This window comes from Streptomyces sp. NPDC050546, from assembly GCF_044457425.1.
Classification (GTDB): Bacteria; Actinomycetota; Actinomycetes; order Streptomycetales; family Streptomycetaceae; genus Streptomyces.
The window spans coordinates 997,656-1,020,209 of sequence record NZ_JBITGX010000001.1; the positions used below are offsets into that span (position 1 = coordinate 997,656).

Annotated in this window: 21 protein-coding genes; 9 read left to right on the forward strand and 12 right to left on the reverse strand. The window is 71.9% G+C overall.

Features of this window, described 5'->3' with window-relative positions:
- Positions 1–46 precede the first annotated feature (46 nt).
- On the reverse strand, positions 47–1,486 hold the full coding sequence (locus ACIBK5_RS04355; RefSeq protein WP_399016006.1) for a cation:dicarboxylate symporter family transporter: 1,440 nt from the start codon (positions 1,484–1,486) through the stop codon (positions 47–49).
- A 177-nt stretch (positions 1,487–1,663) separates the two neighbouring features.
- Complete coding sequence (locus ACIBK5_RS04360) at positions 1,664–3,259, reverse strand: peptide-N4-asparagine amidase (RefSeq protein ID WP_399016008.1); 1,596 nt, start codon at positions 3,257–3,259, stop codon at positions 1,664–1,666.
- Positions 3,260–3,471: 212 nt separating this feature from the next.
- Here ACIBK5_RS04360 and ACIBK5_RS04365 point away from each other — a divergent pair, with 212 nt between their 5' ends.
- From ACIBK5_RS04365 to ACIBK5_RS04380, 4 genes are all read left to right on the forward strand, one after another.
- Positions 3,472–5,277 (forward strand): ABC transporter ATP-binding protein, encoded by a 1,806-nt coding sequence (locus ACIBK5_RS04365; RefSeq protein ID WP_399016011.1) that lies wholly within the window; start codon positions 3,472–3,474, stop codon positions 5,275–5,277.
- On the forward strand, positions 5,274–7,055 hold the full coding sequence (locus ACIBK5_RS04370; RefSeq protein WP_399016013.1) for an ABC transporter ATP-binding protein: 1,782 nt from the start codon (positions 5,274–5,276) through the stop codon (positions 7,053–7,055). Before ACIBK5_RS04365 ends, ACIBK5_RS04370 begins: the two co-directional genes overlap by 4 nt.
- A gap of 172 nt (positions 7,056–7,227) precedes the next feature.
- Positions 7,228–7,698 (forward strand): DUF5709 domain-containing protein, encoded by a 471-nt coding sequence (locus ACIBK5_RS04375; RefSeq protein ID WP_399016015.1) that lies wholly within the window; start codon positions 7,228–7,230, stop codon positions 7,696–7,698.
- A gap of 34 nt (positions 7,699–7,732) precedes the next feature.
- On the forward strand, positions 7,733–7,978 hold the full coding sequence (locus tag ACIBK5_RS04380; RefSeq protein WP_184599177.1) for a type B 50S ribosomal protein L31: 246 nt from the start codon (positions 7,733–7,735) through the stop codon (positions 7,976–7,978).
- A 28-nt stretch (positions 7,979–8,006) separates the two neighbouring features.
- On the opposite strand, the gene ACIBK5_RS04385 is transcribed toward ACIBK5_RS04380, so the two are convergent.
- Positions 8,007–8,801 (reverse strand): metal-dependent hydrolase, encoded by a 795-nt coding sequence (locus tag ACIBK5_RS04385; RefSeq protein WP_399016018.1) that lies wholly within the window; start codon positions 8,799–8,801, stop codon positions 8,007–8,009.
- A gap of 145 nt (positions 8,802–8,946) precedes the next feature.
- Between ACIBK5_RS04385 and ACIBK5_RS04390 the strand changes: the two genes are divergently transcribed.
- From ACIBK5_RS04390 to ACIBK5_RS04405, 4 genes are all read left to right on the forward strand, one after another.
- Positions 8,947–11,460, forward strand: coding sequence for a DEAD/DEAH box helicase (locus ACIBK5_RS04390; RefSeq protein WP_399016020.1), 2,514 nt, complete (start codon positions 8,947–8,949; stop codon positions 11,458–11,460).
- Positions 11,461–11,497: 37 nt separating this feature from the next.
- Positions 11,498–12,370, forward strand: coding sequence for an acyl-CoA thioesterase (locus tag ACIBK5_RS04395; RefSeq protein WP_399016022.1), 873 nt, complete (start codon positions 11,498–11,500; stop codon positions 12,368–12,370).
- A 148-nt stretch (positions 12,371–12,518) separates the two neighbouring features.
- The gene (locus ACIBK5_RS04400; RefSeq protein WP_399016257.1) at positions 12,519–13,415 is read left to right on the forward strand and encodes a DMT family transporter; all 897 of its coding nucleotides are present in this window, start codon (positions 12,519–12,521) and stop codon (positions 13,413–13,415) included.
- Positions 13,416–13,430: 15 nt separating this feature from the next.
- Positions 13,431–14,180: an SDR family oxidoreductase gene (locus ACIBK5_RS04405; RefSeq protein WP_399016023.1), complete on the forward strand. Its 750-nt coding sequence runs from the start codon at positions 13,431–13,433 to the stop codon at positions 14,178–14,180.
- A 51-nt stretch (positions 14,181–14,231) separates the two neighbouring features.
- Here the strand turns inward: ACIBK5_RS04405 and ACIBK5_RS04410 are convergent, their stop codons facing one another.
- The 4 genes from ACIBK5_RS04410 to ACIBK5_RS04425 form a co-directional block, all read right to left on the reverse strand.
- Positions 14,232–15,020, reverse strand: a complete 789-nt coding sequence (locus ACIBK5_RS04410) for an Fpg/Nei family DNA glycosylase (protein WP_399016025.1) — start codon at positions 15,018–15,020, stop codon at positions 14,232–14,234.
- 10 nt (positions 15,021–15,030) lie between these two features.
- Positions 15,031–15,402: a VOC family protein gene (locus ACIBK5_RS04415; protein WP_399016027.1), complete on the reverse strand. Its 372-nt coding sequence runs from the start codon at positions 15,400–15,402 to the stop codon at positions 15,031–15,033.
- A 64-nt stretch (positions 15,403–15,466) separates the two neighbouring features.
- Positions 15,467–16,387, reverse strand: coding sequence for a DUF6397 family protein (locus ACIBK5_RS04420; RefSeq protein WP_399016029.1), 921 nt, complete (start codon positions 16,385–16,387; stop codon positions 15,467–15,469).
- Positions 16,388–16,513: 126 nt separating this feature from the next.
- On the reverse strand, positions 16,514–16,927 hold the full coding sequence (locus ACIBK5_RS04425) for a roadblock/LC7 domain-containing protein (RefSeq protein ID WP_189724347.1): 414 nt from the start codon (positions 16,925–16,927) through the stop codon (positions 16,514–16,516).
- Positions 16,928–17,031: 104 nt separating this feature from the next.
- Here ACIBK5_RS04425 and ACIBK5_RS04430 point away from each other — a divergent pair, with 104 nt between their 5' ends.
- On the forward strand, positions 17,032–17,460 hold the full coding sequence (locus ACIBK5_RS04430; protein WP_399016033.1) for a PPOX class F420-dependent oxidoreductase: 429 nt from the start codon (positions 17,032–17,034) through the stop codon (positions 17,458–17,460).
- A gap of 25 nt (positions 17,461–17,485) precedes the next feature.
- On the opposite strand, the gene ACIBK5_RS04435 is transcribed toward ACIBK5_RS04430, so the two are convergent.
- The 5 genes from ACIBK5_RS04435 to ACIBK5_RS04455 all read right to left on the reverse strand — a co-directional run bounded on the left by ACIBK5_RS04435 (position 17,486) and on the right by ACIBK5_RS04455 (position 22,405).
- Positions 17,486–18,091, reverse strand: a complete 606-nt coding sequence (locus ACIBK5_RS04435) for a GTP-binding protein (protein ID WP_399016036.1) — start codon at positions 18,089–18,091, stop codon at positions 17,486–17,488.
- 86 nt (positions 18,092–18,177) lie between these two features.
- Positions 18,178–18,588 carry a DUF742 domain-containing protein gene (locus ACIBK5_RS04440; protein WP_399016038.1) on the reverse strand — a complete coding sequence of 137 codons (411 nt, stop codon included), beginning with the start codon at positions 18,586–18,588 and terminating at the stop codon, positions 18,178–18,180.
- Between the two features lie 22 nt (positions 18,589–18,610).
- Complete coding sequence (locus tag ACIBK5_RS04445) at positions 18,611–19,048, reverse strand: roadblock/LC7 domain-containing protein (protein ID WP_399016040.1); 438 nt, start codon at positions 19,046–19,048, stop codon at positions 18,611–18,613.
- On the reverse strand, positions 19,045–21,561 hold the full coding sequence (locus ACIBK5_RS04450) for a nitrate- and nitrite sensing domain-containing protein (RefSeq protein WP_399016043.1): 2,517 nt from the start codon (positions 21,559–21,561) through the stop codon (positions 19,045–19,047). Before ACIBK5_RS04450 ends, ACIBK5_RS04445 begins: the two co-directional genes overlap by 4 nt.
- Before the next feature lie 70 nt (positions 21,562–21,631).
- The gene (locus ACIBK5_RS04455; protein WP_399016045.1) at positions 21,632–22,405 is read right to left on the reverse strand and encodes an MHYT domain-containing protein; all 774 of its coding nucleotides are present in this window, start codon (positions 22,403–22,405) and stop codon (positions 21,632–21,634) included.
- Positions 22,406–22,554: the final 149 nt, after the last annotated feature.

Genomic DNA, 22,554 nt, shown 5'->3' on the forward strand with positions numbered 1-22,554 from the left:
CTCGTGTTGCTGGAGCGGCGGCCGCGGCCCGTTCGGCTTGGGTGGGTCAACTGACCTCGGGTGCGGGTTCCTTGGGCTTCTGGGTGGGGATGCCCGATGCCGGGGTCTCGGCCGTCGTCGGCTCGACCGGCGGGGCCTCGACGGCGGCGCCCTTACCGCCGTCACCACCCTCGTCATCGCCCTCCGGCGGAGCCCCGTAGTCCCCGTCGAGCGTCTTCTTCGCCCGGTCGGTGTCCAGGGCCCCCTCCCAGCGGGACACCGCGAACACGGCGACGCAGTTGCCGAGCAGGTTCGTGACGACGCGCATCGAGTCCATGATGCGGTCCACGCCGAGCAGCAGAGCGACCGCTCCGGCCGGAATGGCGCCCAGGGAAGAGGCGGTCGCGGACAGGGCGAGGAACGCCGAACCGGGGATGCCCGCCATGCCCTTGCTGGTCAGCATCAGCACCAGGACCACGGTCACCTGCTGACCCAGGGTCAGGTCCACGCCCACCGCCTGGGCGATGAACAGCGTGCCGATGGACAGGTAGAGCGAAGCGCCGTCGAGGTTGAAGGAGTACCCCGTGGGCAGCACCAGACCCACCGCGTCGTCGCGGGCGCCGGCCCGCCGCAGCTTCTGCATCACGCGCGGCATGACCGCCTCGGTGGACGCGGTACCGAGCGCGAGCAGCATCTCCTCGCGGATGTAGCGCAGGAACTTCCAGAGGCTGAGCCCGGTCACGAGGCGCAGGGCGACGGCGAGCAGCACGATGAACAACGCCGCCGCCACGTAGCAGAGCACGATGAGCTTGGCGTATGTCTTCATCACGCCCAGCCCGTAGTTGCCGACGAGATGGGCCATCGCGCCGAACACCGCGATCGGCGCCAGTCGCATGATGAAGCCGACGACCGCGAAGATGACGTCCTGCGCCTGGTCGATCGCGGGCAGGATCTTCGGCACCTTGGTGTGCCCGAGGTGCAGCAGGGCGGCGCCCACCAGACAGGCCAGGATCAGGACCTGGAGCAGTTCGTTCTCGGCGAAGGCGCCGACGAAACTCTCGGGCAGCGCGTGGAGGAGGAACTCGGTCGTCGACGGCAGATGCTCGCCGCCGGTCGTCTTCTCCACGGCGGAGGCGTCCAGCGAGCCGGGGTCGACGTTCATACCCTTGCCGGGCCCGACGAGGTTGGCGGCGAGGAGACCGATGACCAGGGCGACCGTGGAGGCGATCTCGAACCAGATCAGGGCCTTGACCCCGATCCGGCCGAAAGCCTTCAGGTCACCGGCCTTGGCGATGCCGACGACGACCACGCAGAACACCAGCGGCGAGATCACGGTCTTGATGAGGCGGGTGAAACCGTCGCCGAGCGGCTGGAGAGCCGTGGCCGTGTCCGGCCACAGCTTTCCGACGACGATTCCGAGAACGAGCGCGCAGAGAACCTGCGCGAAAAGTGAGCTACGCAGTGTGCGTGCGACACGTCGCGGCAGAGACGGTACGGACGGTGGCACGAGGCCTCCTTGGGGGGACGGGCTACACAGAGGCCGGAGGAGACTTCTGCGATACGGAAAGCTGCTTCCGTAACCGAACACTCTGGAGGCTGTCTTGATCGCGCACAAGACCGCAATGTTTCGGACACGTAAAAGTGACTTAAGTGACGCATGTCACACTGGCCACACCGCTCCCACTCAGCAGCGGTCGCGGTCTCCCGTGAGCACCCCCTGGGCCGTGGTCAGGGTGCGGTCGTAGCAGCCGTGCGAGCCGTACAGCCGGTAGCGCTCGCTCGTGGTGCCGACCGCGTGCCGCTGATCGCGGGGCACGTTCGCCGTGTACGTGGCGTCGCCCGTGTAGGAGTCGTCGAGCCGCGACCAGGCGGTGCGCCGGCCGCCCCGCGACTCGACGGTCGTGGCGCGGTCGCCGAGGGTCAGCACGGTGCGCAGCCGGTCGCCCGCCCCCAGGGTGGTCGTGCCGTCCATCGAGTAGGTCCGGTGGGTGCGGGTGCCGCGGGCCGGTCCGCGCCCGTCGACGGTCACCGACTCGTCGTCGGTCCACACGGCATCGAGCCCGTCGCTCGTCTCGCCGTCGGTCCAGCGGTGCTCGGAGGTGTGGGCCAGCGAGCGGCCGACGGTCGTCGTGACCCGGCCGTGCGAGGTGTCCACGTATCCGGCGACGGTCAGCCGGTGCGCGCCCTCGGTGTCCACCCGGTGCTGCGGACCGGGCGTGTAGGCCGAGGAGTCGGTGAGGTCGCCCTCCCGGTGCAGGGTGAGCTTCCCGGTGACGTGAGCGCGCCGCTCGTCCTGCCAGACGAGGACGTTCACGGGAGTGCTCCAGCCGGCCTGCCCTTCCGGCACACCGACGACCGAGACCTCGACGCGGTGCGCCCGGCCGTCGTTGAGCAGCCCGGCGAAGGGGGTGAGGTCGTAGGTGATCGGCTTGATGTCGAAGGCGCGAGGGCCCGGGGTCACGTACCAGAGGAAGGGATTGGACCAGCCGCCGGTCCACACCGTCGGGAACGGCGTGGCGATGCCCGCGAGCCGCCCGTCCAAGCGGATCTGCACCTCCCGGTAGGGGCCCCGGCCGGCCTTGCAGGAGTACGGCGCGGGATCGGGCACCGACAGGTACCAGTACTCCTCGCAGCCGCCGCCCGAGCCGGTCGCGTACACCTCGGCGACGATGCGCTCGCTGTTGCGCGGGGTGGTGAGGGACGAGTCGCCGTCGAGGGTGAGGACCCGGTCGGGGCTCTTGCCGTCCGGGCGGCCCTGGTAGAACGTCAGCGTGACCTTGACGTCGAGGACGCCCGTGTAGGTGTCGTCGACGACGTTGCCGATGAGCATCTCGACGTCCTGGCGCCCTCGGAAGGTGTCGCCGTAGCGCGTGACGTCCTTCTCCACGGACCACTCGATGCCGTCGGGCGAGGGCTGCGGCGTCGACGTACGGAAGATCTCCACCCCGCCGACATGCAGATAGCCCAGCCGGTCGTACTGGCGCCCCTTGACCTTCCCGTCGAGCCGCAGCACGACCTTGCTCCAGCGGTCGCCGCAGTCGCCGGGCGGGGTGTACGTGCCCCGGTACGGGGTGAAGTCGCGGAACTGGGCCTGGGCGACGGTGACTTCACAGGACTTGCCCGCAGGACGCCCGACGGGCGGGGCGGCGGTGACCGGGTCGTGCCAGTCGGTGCCGAACTCGGCGGGGACGTCGGCCGCCCGGGCGGGACCGGTGCCGAGGAGGGTGCTCGCCAGGAGGGTCGCCCCAGCAAGCATGGACATGACTATCCGTCTCTTCATGGCCGGTGTTCTACGGGGAGTCCGCCGCCTCCGCAATGAGCAACCGCCCGTCGAGGCAGCGCCGTTCCCACCCTTGTCGGCCGGTTCCCGTCGGTAGGAAGAGCACGCAGCGGAAAACCGGTTGCCTCCGACCACGCCGCGACGCGAACCTGTCACGGTTTGCTGCCATCGGCCGAACCCCCATCCCCCCTGACACGAGCCACTGGGACGTCATGCAGATTCAAGACCTTCCCTACGCCGACCCCGGCGTACCGGACGCGCGTTCGGGTCCCCGATTCCTCTGGTGGCTCTTCCGGAATCAGCTGGGCGGACAGCTCAAATCGCTGGCCTGGGGACTGCTGCACTTCGCCTCCGTCGCCGCGCTGCCGTTCTGCGTCGGTGTCGCCGTACAGGCCGTCGTCGACCGCTCCGGCGAGCGTCTCGCCCTGGCGGGCGGCCTGCTGGCGCTGGCCTGCGTCGGCAACGCGGTCGGCGACACCATGCTGCACCGCACCGCCATCACCAACTGGATCACGGCGGCCGCCCGCGTCCAGCAACTGCTCGCCCGCAAGGCCGCCCAGCTGGGCTCGGCGCTGACCCGGCGGGTCGCGGCCGGTGAGGTCGTCGCCGTGTCCACGGGCGACGTCGAGAAGATCGGCTGGTTCGTGGAGGCCTGGTCGCGGTTCACCGCGGCCCTGGTCACCATCGTGCTGGTCTGCGTCGGCCTGGTCGTCTACCAGCCCGCGCTCGGCGTGGTCGTGGCCGTCGGACTGCCCGTGCTGGCGCTCGCCGTGCTGCCCCTGCTGCCCCGCGCCACCCGACGGGCCGACACCCAGCGCGAGAAGGCCGGACGCGCCACCGAACTCGCCTCGGACACCGTCGCCGGGCTGCGCGTGCTGCGCGGCATCGGCGGCGAGGAACTGTTCCTCGACCGCTACCGCAGCGCCTCCCAGGAGGTCCGGCACGCGGCCGTGCGCAGCGCCCGGATGTGGTCCCTGATCTCCGCGATCCAGGTCCTGCTGCCCGGCCTGCTGCTCATCGCCGTCGTCTGGCACGGCGTGCAGCTGGCCCGCCAGGGCCGGATCACCGTCGGCGAACTGGTCACCGTCTACAGCTCCGTGATGGTCCTCACCTATCCGCTGCGGCACTTCGAGGAGATCGCCATGGCGTACTCCTTCTCACGGCCCTCGGCCAAGCGGGCCGCGGGCGTGCTGTCGCTGGAGCGGGCCACGGACACCGCCGGGTCGCGCGCCGCCGAGGACCCCTCCGGAGACCTGTACGACCCGGAGACCGGGCTGCTCGCGTCCGCCGGCCGGCTCACGGCCGTGGTGTGCGGCGACCCGGACGCGGCGGGCCGGCTGGCGGAACGACTGGGCGGACATCCGTCGCAGGAAGGCACCGCGGTGCGGCTGGGAGGCGTGCCGCTCGACGAACTCCCGCTGGACTCGGCCCGTACGGCCGTCCTCGTCCAGGACAAGGACCCGGTGCTGCTCTCCGGCTCGCTGCGCGAACTGCTCGACGTACCCGCGTCGGGTGCCGTGGAGCCGCTGGAGGCGCTTGCGGCCGCGCAGTGCGACGACGTGCTGGCGGCGCTGGTGCAGGGCTCGCTGGACGCCGCCGACCCCATGGACGCCCGGATCACCGAACGCGGCCGGTCCCTGTCCGGCGGGCAGCGCCAGCGGCTCGCGCTCGCCCGGTCACTGATCACGGACCCGGAGGTGCTGGTCCTGGACGAGCCGACCTCGGCCGTCGACTCGCACACCGAGGCACGGATCGCCCAGGGCGTGCGGGAGCTGCGCGCGAGGCGCACGACCGTGGTGTTCACCTCCTCCCCGCTGCTGCTGGACCGCGCCGACCGGGTCGTGTTCCTGCACGACGGCGAGGTCGCCGCGGTCGGCGCCCACCGCGAGCTGGTGCGCACCGAGCCCCGCTACCGGGCGGTGGTCACACGCGAGACCGAGGACGAGGCCGCCCTGAACGGTGCGGCCGACCTGACCGACGTACTGGCGGAACTGGAAGAGATCGAGGAGAAGGCATGATCGGCGTGGCGCCACCGGCGTACGACCCGGCGGCCCCGACGACGGCGAACACCCTGCCGGTCGGTGCCCCCGCGACCGTCCGCGCCTACGCGGCCGAGCTGCTGCGCCGGCACCGCAGGGCGTTTCTGCTGCTCGTCGCGGTGAACACGATCGCCGTCATCGCCTCGATGGCCGGTCCATGGCTGCTGGGCGGGCTCGTGGAGCGGGTGTCGGACGGGGCGCGGGATCTGCGGCTGGAACTCACGGCGGGCCTCTTCGTGGCCGCGCTGGCCTTCCAGGCGGCGTTCGTCCGCCAGGTGCGGCTGCGCGGCGCGATGCTCGGTGAGCGGATGCTGGCGGACCTGCGCGAGGACTTCCTCGTACGGTCGGTCGGGCTGCCGCCGGGCGTGCTGGAGCGGGCCGGGACCGGGGATCTGCTGTCGCGGATCACCACGGACATCGACCGGCTGGGCAACGCCATGCGCGAGGCCGTGCCGCAGCTGTCGATCGGCGTGGTGTGGGTGGTGCTGCTGATGGGCGGGCTGGTGGTCACTGCGCCGCCGCTGGCGCTCGCCGTGCTGCTGGCCCTGCCGCTGCTGGTGGCCGGCTGCCGCTGGTACTTCCGGCGGGCGCCGGCCGCCTACCGCTCGGAGTCCGCCGGGTACGCGGCGGTGGCCGCCGCGCTCGCCGAGACCGTGGACGCCGGCCGTACGGTCGAGGCGCACCGCCTCGGTGCCCGCCGGGTGGCGCTGTCCGAGCGCCGGATCAAGGAGTGGACGGCCTGGGAGCGCTACACGCTGTGGCTGCGGTCGGTGCTCTTCCCGGTCATCAACGTCACCCACGTGACCGTGCTCGCCTCGGTCCTCATGGTCGGCGGTGTGTTCGCCCTCCGGGGCTGGATCGACGTCGGCCAGCTCACGACGGGCGCGCTGATCGCCCAGATGCTCGTCGACCCGGTGGGCATGATCCTGCGCTGGTACGACGAGCTGCAGGTGGCCCAGGTGTCGCTGGCCCGGCTGGTCGGGGTGCGGGACATCGAACCGGAGGCCGGTGACTCCTCCGTGGCCCCCGACGGACGCCATGTGCGGGCCGACCGGGTGCACTTCGGCTATCTGGAGGGCGTCGACGTCCTGCGCAAGGTGTCCCTGGAGGTCTCCCCCGGCACCCGGCTGGCCCTGGTCGGGCCCTCGGGGGCGGGCAAGTCGACGCTGGGCCGGCTGCTCGCCGGAATCTACGCGCCCCGGGACGGCCGGATCACCCTGGGCGACGCCGAGCTGTCCCGGATGCCGGCGGAACGCGTCCGCGCCCATGTCGCCCTGGTCAACCAGGAGCACCATGTGTTCGTCGGCTCCCTGCGCGACAACCTCCGCCTCGCCCGGACCGACGCGGTCGACGCCGAGCTCTGGGCGGCGCTGGGCGCGGTCGACGCGGACGGCTGGACCCAGGGGCTCGACGAGGGCCTGGACACCGAGGTCGGCTCCGGCGGCCTGGCGCTCACCCCGGCCCAGGCCCAGCAGATCGCGCTGGCCCGCCTCGTCCTCGCGGACCCGCACACCCTGGTCCTGGACGAGGCGACGTCCCTGCTCGACCCCCGGGCCGCCCGCCACCTGGAACGCTCCCTGGCCCGGGTCCTCGACGGCCGCACCGTCGTCGCCATCGCCCACCGCCTCCACACCGCCCACGACGCGGATGTCATCGCCGTCGTCGAGAACGGCCGGATCAGCGAACTGGGCAGCCACGACGACCTGGTCGCGGCGGACGGGGCGTATGCGGCGCTGTGGCGCTCCTGGCACGGCTGACCCCGCCCGGTCCGGGCCGGGCGGGGGCGGGGTGGTCCTCGGCGGCCCGGCGCCTGCCGAGGACCACGGCAGCGGTCCGTCCGTGGCGTTGCGCGGGGACGAGGCCGGGTGGAAGGCTGGAATCAGGCACCGGCTCGGGGAACGGGCCCGTCCCCACCCCCTGGAGGTACCCGTGAACAGGTCCGACGGCTGGGGAGACGATGTCTACCAGCCGGATCAAGACGAGCAGCGAGAGGACACGGGGCTGCTCGACGCCGAGGACACCCTGGTGGACGACGGCGTCGACGATCCCCTGGACCGCGGCTGGTCCCCTCCCGAGCGGCCCTGGGCCGTCGAGCACCTCGGTGTGACGGCGGCCGAGCGGCACGCGGGCGAGACGCTGGACCAGCGGCTCGCCGAGGAGCTGCCGGACGCCGCCGCCCCGGACGGTGACGGTCTCGGGGACTGCCAGGGCACCGACGGGGAACTCCTGGACAACGAGGTCGGCGACGCCCGCTCCGGCCGGCTCGTGGCACCCGACGAGGGAGCGCACGAGGACGAGGAGAGCGCGCTGGTCGCCATGGACGTGGGCATCGACGGCGCGGCGGCGTCGGCCGAGGAGGCCGCCGTGCACGTCGTCGACGAGGACACCCTGTCCGGCTGATCGCAGCACCGCCCGAGCCGCACGAGGAGCATCCATGCAGCAGGACAAGCACCCCGACTACCACCCCGTCGTCTTCCGCGACCGGACCGCCGGATACGCCTTCCTGACCCGGTCCACCGCGACCAGCGGCGAACGCATCGAGTGGGACGACGGCGAGACCTACCCGGTCGTGGACGTGGAGATCTCCTCGGAGAGCCACCCCTTCTACACGGGCAAGGCCCGCACGGTGGACTCGGAGGGCCGGGTCGCCCGGTTCGAGCGGCGGTACGGCGGCGCCTGAGCCCCGTCTTCCGGACCCGGGGGCGCACTCAGATGAAGTTGAGCGCCGCCGCTCCGCCCACCCCGCCGAGCAGCATGAACACCGGCATCAGCACCCTGAGCTCCACCCAGCTGCCCGCCCGGAACCGCAGGGCCTTCGGCGGCCCGAGCGGATACCAGCGCTTGCGCCCCACGGGTATGGGCCACAGGATCGGGCACCCGGACACGGTCAGGGCGTCCCCGATGTCGTGGACGATCGCCCCCAGCACCACCGGCAGCCCCAGCCAGAGGTACTCCTGGCCCGGCGCCGTGAACAGCCAGTCCGCGCCGTTGCCCGGCTTGTCCAGGACACCCGCGAGGATCCACGCCGTGGTCGCGGCCAGCAGCCACACCAGGACATCGCTGCTGGAGCCGCGCGCCGCCCGCCACAGCAGGCCCTCGATGGCCAGGACCAGGTGCACGAAGAGGATCGCCAGCACGCCCCAGCGGTCACTGGTGATCGCCACGGCCGAGGTGCCCGCACCGATCAGGACCGCCCACAGCCAGGTGTGCGTGAGCGTCCGGTGCCCGCCGGAGCGGCGCGGGTCGCCCTGCTTCTTCGTCGCCTTGTAGACCGCGTAGGACAGCTTGTCGACGATCTCGCACAGCCAGCGGGACAGCGGTCCGAAAGACCGCGAGATGGTGGCGGCCTTGTGGTCGAGGTCCGGGGCGAGCGCGGCTCCGGCGCAGATCAGGGCGCCGACGAGGAGGACCGGCCAGGGCATCGGGCGCCCGGCGGCCGCGGCCGCCGCACCGACGCCGAGCCAGGCGGCGGCTCCCGAGAGTGAGTGTGCTGGTCCCATCATGGCCGCTGTCCGCCCCATTCCTCGTGTGCCGCTGTCCAGTTGACCGGGTGCGCTGACGTGTCGTCGGCGACCCAGCGTAGCGTTCGTGATCTTCGGGCCCGAAGCCGATTCCCCCATCGGGCGTCAGGCCAGGCAAGATGGGGGCGTGACCCTCATCGATCAGCTGCCGCGGACCCCCGACCCCGACGCCTTGTACGAAGCCTTCGAGTCGTGGGCCGGCGAGCGGGGTCTCACGCTCTATCCCCACCAGGAGGAGGCGCTGATCGAGGTGGTCTCCGGCGCGAACGTGATCGTGTCGACGCCCACCGGCTCCGGCAAGAGCATGATCGCGGCGGGTGCGCACTTCGCCGCGCTGGCCCGTGACGAGGTCACCTTCTACACGGCTCCGATCAAGGCGCTGGTGTCGGAGAAGTTCTTCGAACTGTGCAAGATCTTCGGCACGGAGAACGTCGGCATGCTGACCGGCGACGCGTCCGTGAACGCCGACGCCCCCGTCATCTGCTGCACCGCCGAGGTCCTGGCGTCGATCGCGCTGCGCGACGGCAAGGACGCGGACGTCGGCCAGGTCGTTATGGACGAGTTCCACTTCTACGCGGAGGGCGACCGCGGCTGGGCCTGGCAGATCCCGATCCTGGAACTGCCGCAGGCGCAGTTCGTGCTGATGTCGGCGACGCTCGGCGACGTCTCCTTCTTCGAGAAGGACCTCACCCGCCGCACCGGCCGCCCGACGGCGGTGGTCCGCTCGGCGACCCGCCCGGTGCCGCTGTCGTACGAGTACCGCTACACCCCGATGACCGAGACGCTCACCGACCTGCTGGAGGCCCGGCAGGCGCCCGTCTACATCGTGCACTTCACGCAGGCGCAGGCCGTGGAGCGGGCGCAGGCGCTGATGAGCATCAACATGTGCTCGCGCGCGGAGAAGGAGCAGATCGCCGAACTGATCGGCAACTTCCGCTTCACCACCAAGTTCGGCCGCAACCTCTCCCGCTACGTCCGGCACGGCATCGGCGTCCACCACGCGGGCATGCTGCCCAAGTACCGCCGCCTGGTGGAGAAGCTCGCGCAGGCCGGTCTGCTGAAGGTCATCTGCGGCACGGACACGCTCGGCGTGGGCGTCAACGTCCCCATCCGCACCGTGCTGTTCACCGCCCTCACCAAGTACGACGGCACCCGCGTACGCACCCTGCGGGCCCGGGAGTTCCACCAGATCGCGGGCCGCGCCGGCCGGGCCGGGTTCGACACGGAGGGCTTCGTGGTCGCGCAGGCACCCGAGCACGTCGTCGAGAACGAGAAGGCGCTCGCCAAGGCGGGCGACGACCCGAAGAAGCGCCGCAAGGTCGTCCGCAAGAAGGCGCCGGAGGGCTTCGTCGCCTGGTCGGAGCAGACCTTCGAGAAGCTCATCGGCTCCGAACCGGAGCCCCTGGCCTCCCGGTTCCGGGTGACGCACACGATGCTGCTGTCGGTGATCGCCCGGCCCGGCAACGCCTTCGAGGCGATGCGCCGCATGCTGGAGGACAACCACGAGCCGCGCAAGCAGCAGCTGCGGCACATCCGCCGGGCCATCGCGATCTACCGTTCGCTGCTGGACGGCGGCATCGTGGAGAAGCTCGACGAGCCGGACGCCACCGGCCGCGTCGTCCGCCTCACGGTCGACCTTCAGCAGGACTTCGCCCTCAACCAGCCGCTGTCCACCTTCGCGCTCGCCGCGTTCGAGCTGCTGGACCCCGAGTCCCCCTCGTACGCCCTCGACATGGTGTCCGTCGTGGAGTCGACGCTCGACGACCCGCGGCAGATCCTCGCCGCCCAGCAGAACAAGGCGCGCGGCGAGGCCGTCGCCCTGATGAAGGCCGACGGGGTCGAGTACGAGGAGCGCATGGAGCGCCTCCAGGACATCACATACCCGAAGCCCCTGGAGGAGCTGCTCTTCCACGCGTACGACACCTACCGCAAGAGCCACCCCTGGGTCGGCGACCATCCGCTGTCGCCGAAGTCGGTCATCCGCGACATGTACGAACGGGCGATGTCCTTCACGGAGTTGGTGTCCCACTACGAGCTGGCGCGCACCGAGGGCATCGTGCTGCGCTATCTCGCCAGCGCTTTCAAGGCCCTCGACCACACGGTGCCGGACGACCTCAAGTCCGAGGATCTGGAAGACCTGATCGCGTGGCTGGGCGAGATGGTGCGCCAGGTCGACTCCAGTCTGCTGGACGAGTGGGAGCAGCTCGCGAACCCGGCGGAGATGACCGCCGAGGAGGCCCAGGAGAAGGCCGACGAGGTCAAGCCGGTCACCGCCAACGCGCGCGCCTTCCGGGTGCTGGTCCGTAACGCCATCTTCCGCCGGGTCGAGCTGGCCGCCCTCGACCAGGTCGAGGAGCTGGGCGAGATGGACGCGGAGTCCGGCTGGGACGCCGACGCGTGGGGCGAGGCGCTGGACAAGTACTTCGACGAGTACGAGGACCTCGGCACCGGCCCCGACGCCCGCGGTCCCAAGCTGCTGCTCATCGAGGAGGAGCCGGAGAACGCCCTGTGGCGGGTCCGGCAGATCTTCCACGATCCGAACGGCGACCACGACTGGGGCATCAGCGCGGAGGTCGACCTGACCGCCTCCGACGCGGAGGGCCGTGCCATCGTCCGCGTCACCGACGTCGGCCAGCTGTGAACGGCCGGACCGCAGCGAGCACAGGAGAATCCCACTCATGACGACGAACCCGGCCGAGAGACTCGTCGACCTGCTCGACCTGGAGCAGATCGAGGTCAACATCTTCCGGGGCCGCAGCCCGCAGGAGTCCCTCCAGCGGGTCTTCGGCGGCCAGGTGGCGGGCCAGGCCCTGGTCGCCGCCGGCCGCACCACGGAGGGCGACCGCCCCGTGCACTCGCTGCACGCGTACTTCCTGCGCCCGGGCATCCCGGGTGTGCCGATCGTCTACCAGGTCGAGCGGGTGCGCGACGGGCGGTCGTTCACGACCCGCCGGGTCACGGCCGTCCAGCAGGGCCGCACGATATTCAATCTCACCGCCTCCTTCCACAAGCCGGAGGAGGGCAGCTTCGAGCACCAGCTGCCGCCGGCCCGCAAGGTCCCGGACCCGGAGTCGCTGCCCACGGTCACGGACGAGATCCGGGAGCATCTGGGCGCGCTGCCCGAGCAGCTGGAGCGGATGGCCCGCCGCCAGCCCTTCGACATCCGCTACGTGGACCGGCTGCGCTGGACCACCGAGGAGGCCGAGGACTCCGAGCCGCGCAGCGCCGTGTGGATGCGCGCGGTCGGACCGCTGGGCGACGACCCGCTGGTCCACACCTGCGCCCTCACCTACGCCAGCGACATGACCCTCCTGGACGCCGTCCGCATCCCGGTCGAGCCGCTGTGGGGCCCGCGGGGCTTCGACATGGCGTCCCTGGACCACGCGATGTGGTTCCACCGGCCGTTCCGCGCCGACGACTGGCTGCTGTACGACCAGGAGTCGCCGATCGCGGTCGGCGGCCGCGGTCTGGCCCGGGGCCGGATCTACGACCGTGAGGGCCGGCTGGTCGTCTCGGTCGTGCAGGAGGGTCTCTTCCGCAAGCTGGACTGACCGGTCCGCAGCTGGTCCGGCCTGGCTCTCCGCCGCTCGGGGCACGCGCGCTTCGGCACTCCGTTCGCGCCCGTGCCCCGATCCGGTGACCATGGCAGGAGGAGGCACCGCCGGCGTCACACGCCCGCCGATCCGGGAGGTGGCCACGCTGCACACCGTGCTCCCCGTCGCCTTCGCGGTCTGCGCGGCCCTCAGCAATGCCGTCGCGACGGTGCTGCAACGCAAGGCGGCGCTCACCGTGCCGCGCTCCCAGGGGCTGCGGGCCGGGCTGATCCTCGATCTGCTGCGCCGGCGCGTCTGGCTGGCCGGCATCCTCGCGGTGATCGCCGCCGCCGTCTGCCAGGCGCTGGCGCTCGCCACCGGGCCGCTGACGATCGTGCAGCCGCTGTTCGTGCTGGAGCTGCCGCTCACCCTGATCGTCGCCTCGCTGCTGATGCACCGGCATCTGCCGGGTGTGGGCTGGCTGGCCGTCGCGGTGGTGGTGGCCGGACTGGCGGTGGCGCTCGCCGCCGCGTCCCCGTCGGGCAATCGCACCCATGTGGAGCTGGACCGCTGGATTCCCGCGCTCGCCGTGTGCGCGGGAGCCGTCGTCGCCCTCGCTCTCGCCGCCCTCAAGCGCCCGGAGGGCCGCGCCCGGGCGGCCTGCCTGGGTGCCGCGACGGCGATCAGCTACGCGGTGACCGCGGCCCTGATGAAGGCCGCCACCCACATCCTCGACGACCAGGGACTGCTGGCCTTCCTCACCGCCTGGCAGACCTACGCCTTCGCCGCGACCGGTGTGTGCGCGCTGTTCCTGCTGGAGAACGCGATGCAGGCCGGCCCGCTGGTCGCCTCGCAGCCCGCGCTCACCCTCGGTGACGCGTTGGTGAGTCTCGCCCTCGGCATCCTCCTGTACGAGGAGACGATCCGCTCCGGGTGGTGGCTGCTGCCCCAGCTCTTCGGTGTCGCACTGATCGCCGCGGGGGTGCTCGCCCTGGCGCGGATTCCGCTCACCCAGTCCCTGGTGGCGCCGGGCGAGGAACGTCAGACAGCGGGAGCGCCCTGAGCCGAGGAGGTCACGATGGAGCGTCTCAGCGAACGGGTGGCGATCGTCACCGGCGGGGCCGGAGGCATAGGGGCCGCGGTGGCACGCGCCCTCGCGGCCGAGGGTGCCTCCGTGGTGGTCGCCGACATCCGGGAGACCGAGGGTGCGGCCCTGGCGGCCGAGCTCGGCGGCCCGGCCCGCTACCTGCACCTGGACGTCACCGGCGAGGACGACTGGCAGCGGGCGCTCGCCGAGACGGAACGGGACCTCGGCCCGGTCTCGGTCCTGGTCAACATCGCGGGGATCATCGACTGGGGCACGATGGAGGAGCAGAGCCCCGAGTCGTTCCGCCGGGTCGTCGACGTCAACCTCACGGGCGCCTGGCTGGGCATGCGCGCGGTGGCACCGTCGCTGCGCCGGGCCGGGGGCGGCGTGATCGTGAACATGTCCTCCCTAGCCGGGCTGACCGCCTACGCCGGTGTCGGGGCGTACGCGGCCAGCAAATGGGGCCTGCGCGGCCTGACGAAGGTCGCCGCGCTGGAACTCGCGCCCGACCGGGTCCGGGTCTGCTCCGTCCACCCCGGCGCCATCCGCACCCGGATGACGGCGGGCTTCGGCGACGCGTACACCGCGGGGCAGCCCGTCCCCCGGTTCGGCGAGCCCGAGGAGGTCGCCCGCATGGTGCTCTTCATCATCACCGAGGCGACCTTCTCGACGGGCTGCGAGTTCATCGTGGACGGCGGCATCCTCGCCGGGGCACCGGCCGTTCTGACTCCTGACGACTGACCGGCTTCGGCTCCGGCTCCGGCTCCGGCTCCGGCTTCGGCTTCGGCTCATTCACCCGCCCGGCTGGCAGTTCGGGCACCACACCGTGCCGCGGCCGCCCATACGGGTCCGGCGCAGGCCGGTGTCGCAGCGGGGGCACCTCGGTTCGAGGTCGTCGCGGTGGCCGGTGAGCCAGGAGTCACGCGGCGGGACGCAGCCGGCGGTGACGGAAGAGCGCAGGGTGCGGCGCATCTGGCTGTACAGCCTGCGACGATCGGCCTGGGTGAGATGACGCGCCGGGCGGTCGGGGCGCAACCGCGCTCGCCACAGGATCTCGTCGGCGAGCAGGTTTCCGAGACCGGCGAGGACGGACTGGTCGGTGAGCGCGGTCTTGACATGCCCTCGGCGTGAGGACAGGACGGCCTCGAAATCCGCACGTTCCACCGCCAGCGCGTCGGGGCCCTGCCCCTGGAGCAGCCGACCGATGTCGGAGTCGTCGCCCGCCAGCCAGAGCCCCTGGAGCTTGCGCTGGTCACGGAAGCGCAGCTGGCGGCTGCCGCTCAGCGTGAACAGCACACGGTCGTGCGCCTCGACGGCATCATCGGGATGACCGCAGACCAGCCGACCGGTCATGCCGAAGTGCAGCACGAGGGTCGGGCCGGCGCGGGTGCGGGCGAGCAGCCACTTCCCGTGCCGCTCCGGTGTGCCGAAGCGCCGGCCCTCCAGTGCGTCACGCAGTCGCCGAGCGCTGACCCCGTGCAGGACGCCCGCGTCCCGCACCTCGACACGCCGGATGACCCGTCCCGTCGCGCAGGACTCGAGCACCTGCCTGAAGTCCTCGACGTCGGGGAGCTCGGGCATCGCCGGCGCGTCAGGTTTCCTGCAGGACGGACAGCACGTTCCCCGCGGGGTCGGTGAACCAGGCGATCAGCGGGCCGCCGCCGCGGAAGATGCCCTTGTCGTCCGCCTTGAGGTGGTCGTAGTGCACGAACCGGACTCCTCTCCTGCCCAGCTCGTCGACGGCGGCCTCGATGTCGTCGACGGGGAAGTTGAGGATGGTGAATGTCGCCGGGGTGTGGTCCTCCTTCGGGTAGACCAGGGTGTCCCGGTCACCCGCGATGTGCAGGAACAGCAGGCCGTTCTCCTCCGACACCCGGAGTCCGAGCGTGTCGCCGTAGAACTTCTTGGCCGCGTCGATGTCGTTCACCGAGAATCCGCTGAAAGCCTTCGTCGTACCGAACATGATCGCCTCCTGGAATCATCTCCTCAGAATTCCGACCGGGACGCATCCGGAAACTCATCGCTTTTCACCCCGGCCGTCTCCGGCCTCTGCGCTGCAGCCATCCCAGGAAGCCGTGTGAAGGGGTGCGGTCCGGGCCCTCGGGCCGGTCTCCGGCCGGAACCGGGGGTGTCCCGCTCGGCTCTGGCACTGAGGGTGGTGTCAGGGCTGGACGCGGTGCCGGGTGTCGCCTGCGCGCCGTCTCCATCGTGTGGGCCAGGTCCGCTCGGAACCAGGCCACCTCGTCCGGCTCACTCGCCGTCATGAGCGTCCCGGCCAGCTCGGCGGCGGGTGAACCAGGGGTGCCGTGCGCCGGGAGGCGGGGACGGCGGCGGTTCAGGTGGGCGCGCTCGTAGGGGTCCGCCACGACCTCCGCCACGTCGGCGGGGTCGAGAAGACAGGCGACGGCCGCCGCGTGTGCCCAGGCGTCGTCCCCGGCCTGCCGCGTCAGGAATCCGATGTGGCGTCCCCGCCAGTTGCGGGGCCGCCGGTCCAGCCCGTCCTTCTGCCCGTCCCGGATCTGTGCGGGTGTGCGCCCCTTCAGCAGCCGGGCATTGCTCTCCTCCGCCGCGAACTGCCGTAGTTCCTCGGCCAGATACAGCCAGACGACCGTCCGGTAGCGGTTCAGATAGAACTTCACCGGCACGAGCAGGCCGAAGCGGGCGAGACTCGTGAATCTGGCGGGCGTCACGTCCAAGAGCTCGGCGCCCTCATGAGTGCCCGCGGTCGCGACGCGTACGCGCAGTTCGTCCGGGAAGCCCTCCCCGGCGCGCAGCCGGTCGATCTCCGCGCGGGCGACACGCAGTCCTCCGCCGCCTTCGTCGGGAACGGTCCGGATGAGCCCGAGATTCACCGCGAGGTCGAACTCGCCTCGCTTGAGGTCGAGTTCGCGGGCGGCCCGGCTCGGAGCGCAGGTGAGGCGGTCGGGTTGCGCGATGGTGCCTGACATGGTCGGTCTCCCCCGTGGAGTCGGCGGCTCACGCCGTGTGCGATCGCCGTGAGAAAACCGTAACCGCTTCGGCGCTCTGCGTGACGAGCCTGTGGATAACTCCGCGAGGGAAGACGAACCCGCAGGTCAGGCGTCTGTGGTCGGCTTCCGTTCCGGCTGGCGGGCGTCCACGTCGAGATGCTCGCCGACCCGGTTGACCAGAAGTGTCATCTCGTACGCGATCTGGCCGATGTCGGCCTCGGCGCCACTGAGGACGCACAGACAACTTCCCGTGCCGGCGGCGGTGACGAAGAGCACCGCGTCGTCGAACTCGATCATCGTCTGGCGTACGCTGCCCGCGCCGAAGTGCCGCCCCGAGCCCTTGGCCAGGCTGTGCAACCCGGACGACACCGCCGCGAGGTGCTCCGCGTCCTCGCGGCGCAGTCCCGTGCTCGCCCCGGTCACCAAGCCGTCGTTGGACAGGACCAGCGCGTGCCGCACCTGGTGGACGCGCTCGGTCAGGTCGTCCAGCAGCCAGTCGAGTCCCTGGTTCTGCGCCATGTTCCGATCTCCCCGTTTTCTCCCCGTGCGATTCTCCTCCTGGCCGGAGGATCTCCACGCCAGCCTTCCCCACGACCGCTGCCGGGGCAAGGAGGATGGGAGCCATGGCAGAGAAGATGACCGATGCGCAATGGCGGGAGTTCGTTTCCCACGGCACCCGCACCGCGAAGCTCTCCACCGTCAGGGCCGACGGGAGTCCGCACGTGGCCCCGATCTGGTTCCTGCTGGACGGGGACGAGGTGGTGTTCAACACAGGCAAGAACACCGTGAAGGGGCGCAATCTCGCCCGTGACGGCCGAGTGGCCCTGTGCGTGGACGACGACCGGCCGCCGTACTCCTTCGTCGTGCTCCAGGGCCGCGCCCGTGTCTCGGAGGACCTCGACGCCATAAGGCACTGGGCCACCCGGATCGGCGCGCGGTACATGGGCGAGGAACGCGCCGCGGAGTTCGGCGCCCGCAACGGCGTCCCGGGCGAACTCCTCATCCGGGTCGCCGTCGACCGGGTCCTGGCGGAGCGGGACGTCGCGGACTGACCACGGGACATCTCCGTGTCTCCGGTCAGCCGACCGAGTCGAGGAGCCGGGCGGTGTGCATCCGCCCGGCGTACTCGACCAGCCTGATCAGCACCTCCTTCCCCGAGTCGCGGTCCCGGGCGTCGCACAGCACCACGGGCGTCCCCCGGTCGAGGTCGAGGGCGCGCGAGACGTCCGGGGCGCCGTGCTGCCGGGCGCCCGGGAAACAGTTGACGGCCACCACGAACGGGATGCGCCGGTGCTCGAAGTAGTCGACCGCCGGGAAGCAGTCCTCCAGGCGGCGGGTGTCCGCGAGCACCACCGCGCCGAGCGCCCCTTGTGACAACTCGTCCCACAGGAACCAGAACCGGTCCTGGCCCGGCGTCCCGAACAGGTACAGGGAGAGACCGGACCGGATGGTGATGCGCCCGAAGTCCATGGCGACGGTCGTGGTGGTCTTGTGGTCCACGCCGTCGGTGTCGTCCACCGACTGGCCCGCTTCGCTGAGCAGTTCCTCGGTGCGCAACGGCCGGATCTCGCTGACGGCGCCCACCAGCGTGGTCTTGCCCACGCCGAAGCCGCCCGCGACCAGGATCTTCAACGCCAGTGCGGCGGAGTCGCCGTCCTGGGCGTCGGAGTGCTCGGAGACCATCAGTCACTTCTCTCGTGTCGGGTGGGGTGTGCGTTCATCCACAGCGCTCCGCGTCCACAGCGTTCCGCGTCCACGGTGCTCTGCGTCTACAGCGCCCTGAGTCCCGCGATCACCTCGCGCAGGATCCGTTCGTCGGGCAGTTGGGCCGGCGGTACGGGGCGGCTGACGGTGACGCAGCCGAGTTCCAGGAGGTCGCCGAGGAGGACCCTGATCACGCCCACGGGCAGGTCCGCGTCGGCGGCGAGTTCGGCGACCGACTGGGTCTCCGTGCGGCACAGGTCGAGGAGGGCCCGGTGTTCCGGGCCGAGCGGGGCGTCGTCCACACCTGGCGCGCCGGGGTCCAGGGTGACCAGGGCGATCAGGTCGAACCGCACGCCGGTGGGACCGGGCCGGGTGCGCCCGCCCGTCATGGCGTAGGGGCGGACGAGAGGGCCGGCCTCGTGGTCGTACCACTGGCTGCCCTGCTCGCTCAGGGTCCCCGTCATGTCCTCGGTCATCTGCGCGAACCGCCCTCTCGGCTCATCCGGCGGCGGGCGGCCGCGCGTCGGCGCGGGGCGCCGTGCCGAGGTGCTCGCCGACGCGTTTGACCAGGCGGGCCATCTCGTACGCCACGAGGCCGATGTCGGCTGTCACGGCGGTGAGAAGGGCGAGGCAGGAGCCGTCGCCGGCGGCGGCCACGAACAGGAAGGCCTCGTCCATCTCCACCATGGTCTGGCGGACACCTCCGGCGCCGAAGTGCCGTCCCGCTCCCTTGGCGAGGCTGTGAAAGCCCGAGGCGACCGCTGCGAGGTGCTCGGCGTCCTCGCGCCGGAGGCCGGTCGAGGCACCTACGGCGAGGCCGTCGTTGGAGAGGACCACGGCGTGCCGTATGTCGCCGGCGCGGAGCACCAGGTCGTCCAGCAGCCAGTCGAGTTCGCCGGAGCGCCGGGCGGAGCGCGTGCTCGAGTCCTGGATCATGCGGGGTCTCCTTCTCTGCTGTCTCTGCCCGCCGCGGGGCCGGGAGTGGTGCCGCGGCCGGGCTGTCTGCCGCCGCCGCGTGCCCAGCCGTCGCGGTACGCCGCCATGCGGTCGCGTACGACTTCGGGGGTGCGTTCGTCGTCCCGGTGGGCCGGCGTCGGTGACGGTTCCTCGGGGCGCCCGTCGCGCAGTTGGGGGGCGAGACTGGCCTGTCGTACGCGACGCGGGAGGTCCTGGGAGCCTTCGGGCTGCTCCTGGGGTCGGTGCAGTCGCAAGGTGGCGACTCCTGGGGGTGGGGTGTGGCTCGTGGTCTCGGCCGTTGCCGGTGCCGGAGCCACGAGGGCGGGCCGGTCGGCCGGTGCGGGGACGATGTCCTGGAGCGGGGTGGCGTCGGGCACGCGCGCGTAGGCGCGTTCCCCGGGCTGCCGCGCGGGTGCCGCCTCATCGGGGGAACGTTCCGTCGCCCCGGTGTGCAGGAGGGCGGTGGGCAGCAGGACGACGGCGGTCGTGCCGCCGTAGGGCGAGGTCTTCAGGTGGACCTTGACGTCGTGCCGGGCGGCGAGCCGGCTGACCACGAACAGGCCGAGCCGGTCGCTGTCGAACAGGTCGAGCGCCTCGGACTGCTCGATGCGGCGGTTGGCTTCGGCGAGGGTCTCCTGGCCCATGCCGAGCCCGCGGTCCTCGACCTCCACGGCGTAGCCGTTGCCGACGGGTTCGCCCGTGACGCGCACGCGCGTGTGGGGCGGTGAGAACTGGGCGGCGTTCTCGATGATCTCGGCAAGCAGGTGGGTGAGGTCGGCCACTGCCGTTCCGAGGACGGCCGCTTCGGGGAGTTGCCGTACTTCCACGCGCGCGTAGTCCTCGACTTCGGAGACGGCCGCGCGGACCACGTTGGTCAGGGCCACGGGCGTACGCCAGGCCCGGCCGGGGGCGGCCCCGGAAAGGATGATCAGGCTCTCCGCGTGGCGTCGCATGCGGGTGGTGAGGTGGTCGAGGCGGAAGAGGTCGCTCAGCTCGTTCGGGTCGTCGGAGCGACGTTCCATGCTGTCGAGGAGGCTCAGCTGCCGGTGGACGAGGATCTGGCTGCGGCGGGCGAGGTTGACGAAGACGCCGGAGATGCCGCTGGCGAGCTCGGCGCGCTCCACGGCGGCCCGCAGCGCGGCGCGGTGGACTGTGTGGAGGGCTTCGGCGACCTGCCCGGCCTCGTCCTCAGCGGGCGGTCCCGGCGGCGCTTCGGCATGGACGTCGATCTCCTCGCCCGCGCGCAGTCTGCGCATGGCCTCGGGGAGTTTGCGCCTGGCGATCTCCAGGGCACCGTTGCGCAGGCTCACCAGTTCCACCACCAGGCCCCGTCCGATGCGTACGGAGATGACGAGCGACGCGGCGACGGCGGCGAGACCGAGCAGGACGGCGGCACCGGCCGGGGTGAGCAGTCCTCGGGTGAACGGGTCGGCCCGTTGCGCCACCCCGCGTGCCGCGTCGTCCTCGATCGCGCGCATGCCGAGCTGCACGCGCGTGTGAGCGGTGTTCCAGGTGCTCTCGGGCGCCGCCTCGACCGCCCTGGCGCCGGGCCCGCGGGCGAGGATCCGGTCCTCGGCGTCGCCCAGACCCGCGTAGGCGCTGCTGTCGGCGAGGGCGCTCCATGCGGAGCGTTCGGTGCCGCGCAGGTCGGCGACGGCCGATGCGGTGAGGGTGCGGCGCAGGTCGACGGCGCCGGTGAAGAGACGAAGCCGCTCCCCGGTCAGGGTGCCGGACAGACGGGCACTCGCCAGCACCGCGTCCTCCTGGGCCAACGCCTCGCCCGCGCGGGCGAATTCGAGCAGCACGCGCGCGTCGGAGCCGAGGTCGGCGTCCCGGATGCCGGTGAGGGCGCCCCCGGCGTCGAAGGCCGCCGAGATGGTCCGGGTGTACCGGATGTACGTCTCGGACCATCCCACGCGCCCGTCCCGCACCGCGGTCCGCAGCGGCGGGAGTTCCTCGGCGCCCGTGACGAACGCCTCCAGCCGTCCTGCGACTCCGGCGGGGAGTTCCTCGCTGTCGGCGACGGTGTTGCCCCGGCCGAGCCGCAGCTTCCCGACGGCGAGGTCGGTGCGCCGCCCGAGCTCGTCCAGTTCGTCGGACGGTACGGCCGACGGGTCGGTGGCGTGGCGTACCGCCGCAGCGCGCTCGGCCTGGAGGGCGGCGACCGCCGCGGAGACGGGGGCGCGGACCGTGGCGTCCACGCGCTGGACCTGCCGCAGCCGGGAGACGTCCTGGGCGGTGGTGACGGTGGCGTAGGCCCACAGGGCCAGGAGGGAGACGACCGGCACCATCAGCAGGCAGACGATCTTGGCGCGCACGGTGCGCGGGCGTATGTGCCAGCTCTCCGCGCGCCTGACCGGCCCTTCCGGTGCGGCGCCCGAGGGCGCTTCCGGGCCCTCGTCGGCCGGTGGCCCGGCGTGCGCGCGGCGACCGCGCACGGGCGGGGACGGCGCCTCGGCGCCGGTTGTGGGGGTCCTACGGGGTGTGCGCATGGACTCCTCGCTCGGGAGTGGTCGGGGCGTGCCGGGCGCCGCGGCGCCGCGGAGATCCATCCGGAGCCCGCTAGGGGGCGACGCTCTCGACCGGCCGCTGGGCCGAGGCGGACGCGTCGCGCTCGTCCGCCGTCGGCGAGAGTGCGACGAAGGCCGAGCTCAGGAAGAGATAGGACCCGAGGCCGACGGCGAGGGGGAAGATGAACTGCATCGCCGTGGCCCCGGGCAGTGCCGCCCCGGAGGGCGTGACCCGCACGCTCACCGCGAACATCCCGGTGTAGTGCATGCTGCTGACGGCCGCGCCCATGATCAGGGAGGCGATGGTGACCGCGACGGGCGACTTGATGTTCAGCGCCGCCCACAGGGCCGCCGTCGCCGCGACGACGGCGATCAGGACGGAGAGCCCGACGAGCAGCGGGTCGTAGGTCACGTCGCCGTGCAGGCGTACGGCCGCCATGCCCAGGTAGTGCATGCTCGCGACGCCGAGGCCGGTGGTGAGGCCGCCGAGGAAGAGGGCCCGGCCGCGGTCCCGGCCGTAGCCGACGGCGAAGACCCCGGCGCAGACCACGACCATGGCGACGAGCAGGCTGAGGAGGGTGAGCGGCACGTCGTAGCGGATGTCGGTGCCGGTGACGGCGAACCCGAGCATGGCCACGAAGTGCATGGTCCAGATGCCGGTGCCGATCGCCGAGGCGGCGGTGACGAGCCAGTTGCGGCGCGAGCGCCCGGTGGCGGCGAGGGCGCGGACGGTGCAGCGCAGTCCGAGCGCGGCGCCTGTGCAGGCCATCGCGTACGACAGCGCGGGGGTCAGCCACCCCAGGGCGGCGTGGTCCAGGTGTCCCATGGCCCCGGGACGCTAGACCCGCCGAGGGCGCGCGAAGGGGGCGCATTTCGAAAGGTGCTGGAATATGACGCAAGGATGTACCTGAACGATCGCGTCACGCTCGAACGTGTGCACCCGGGTGTCATCCGTGCCGGTGAGGAATCATGCGG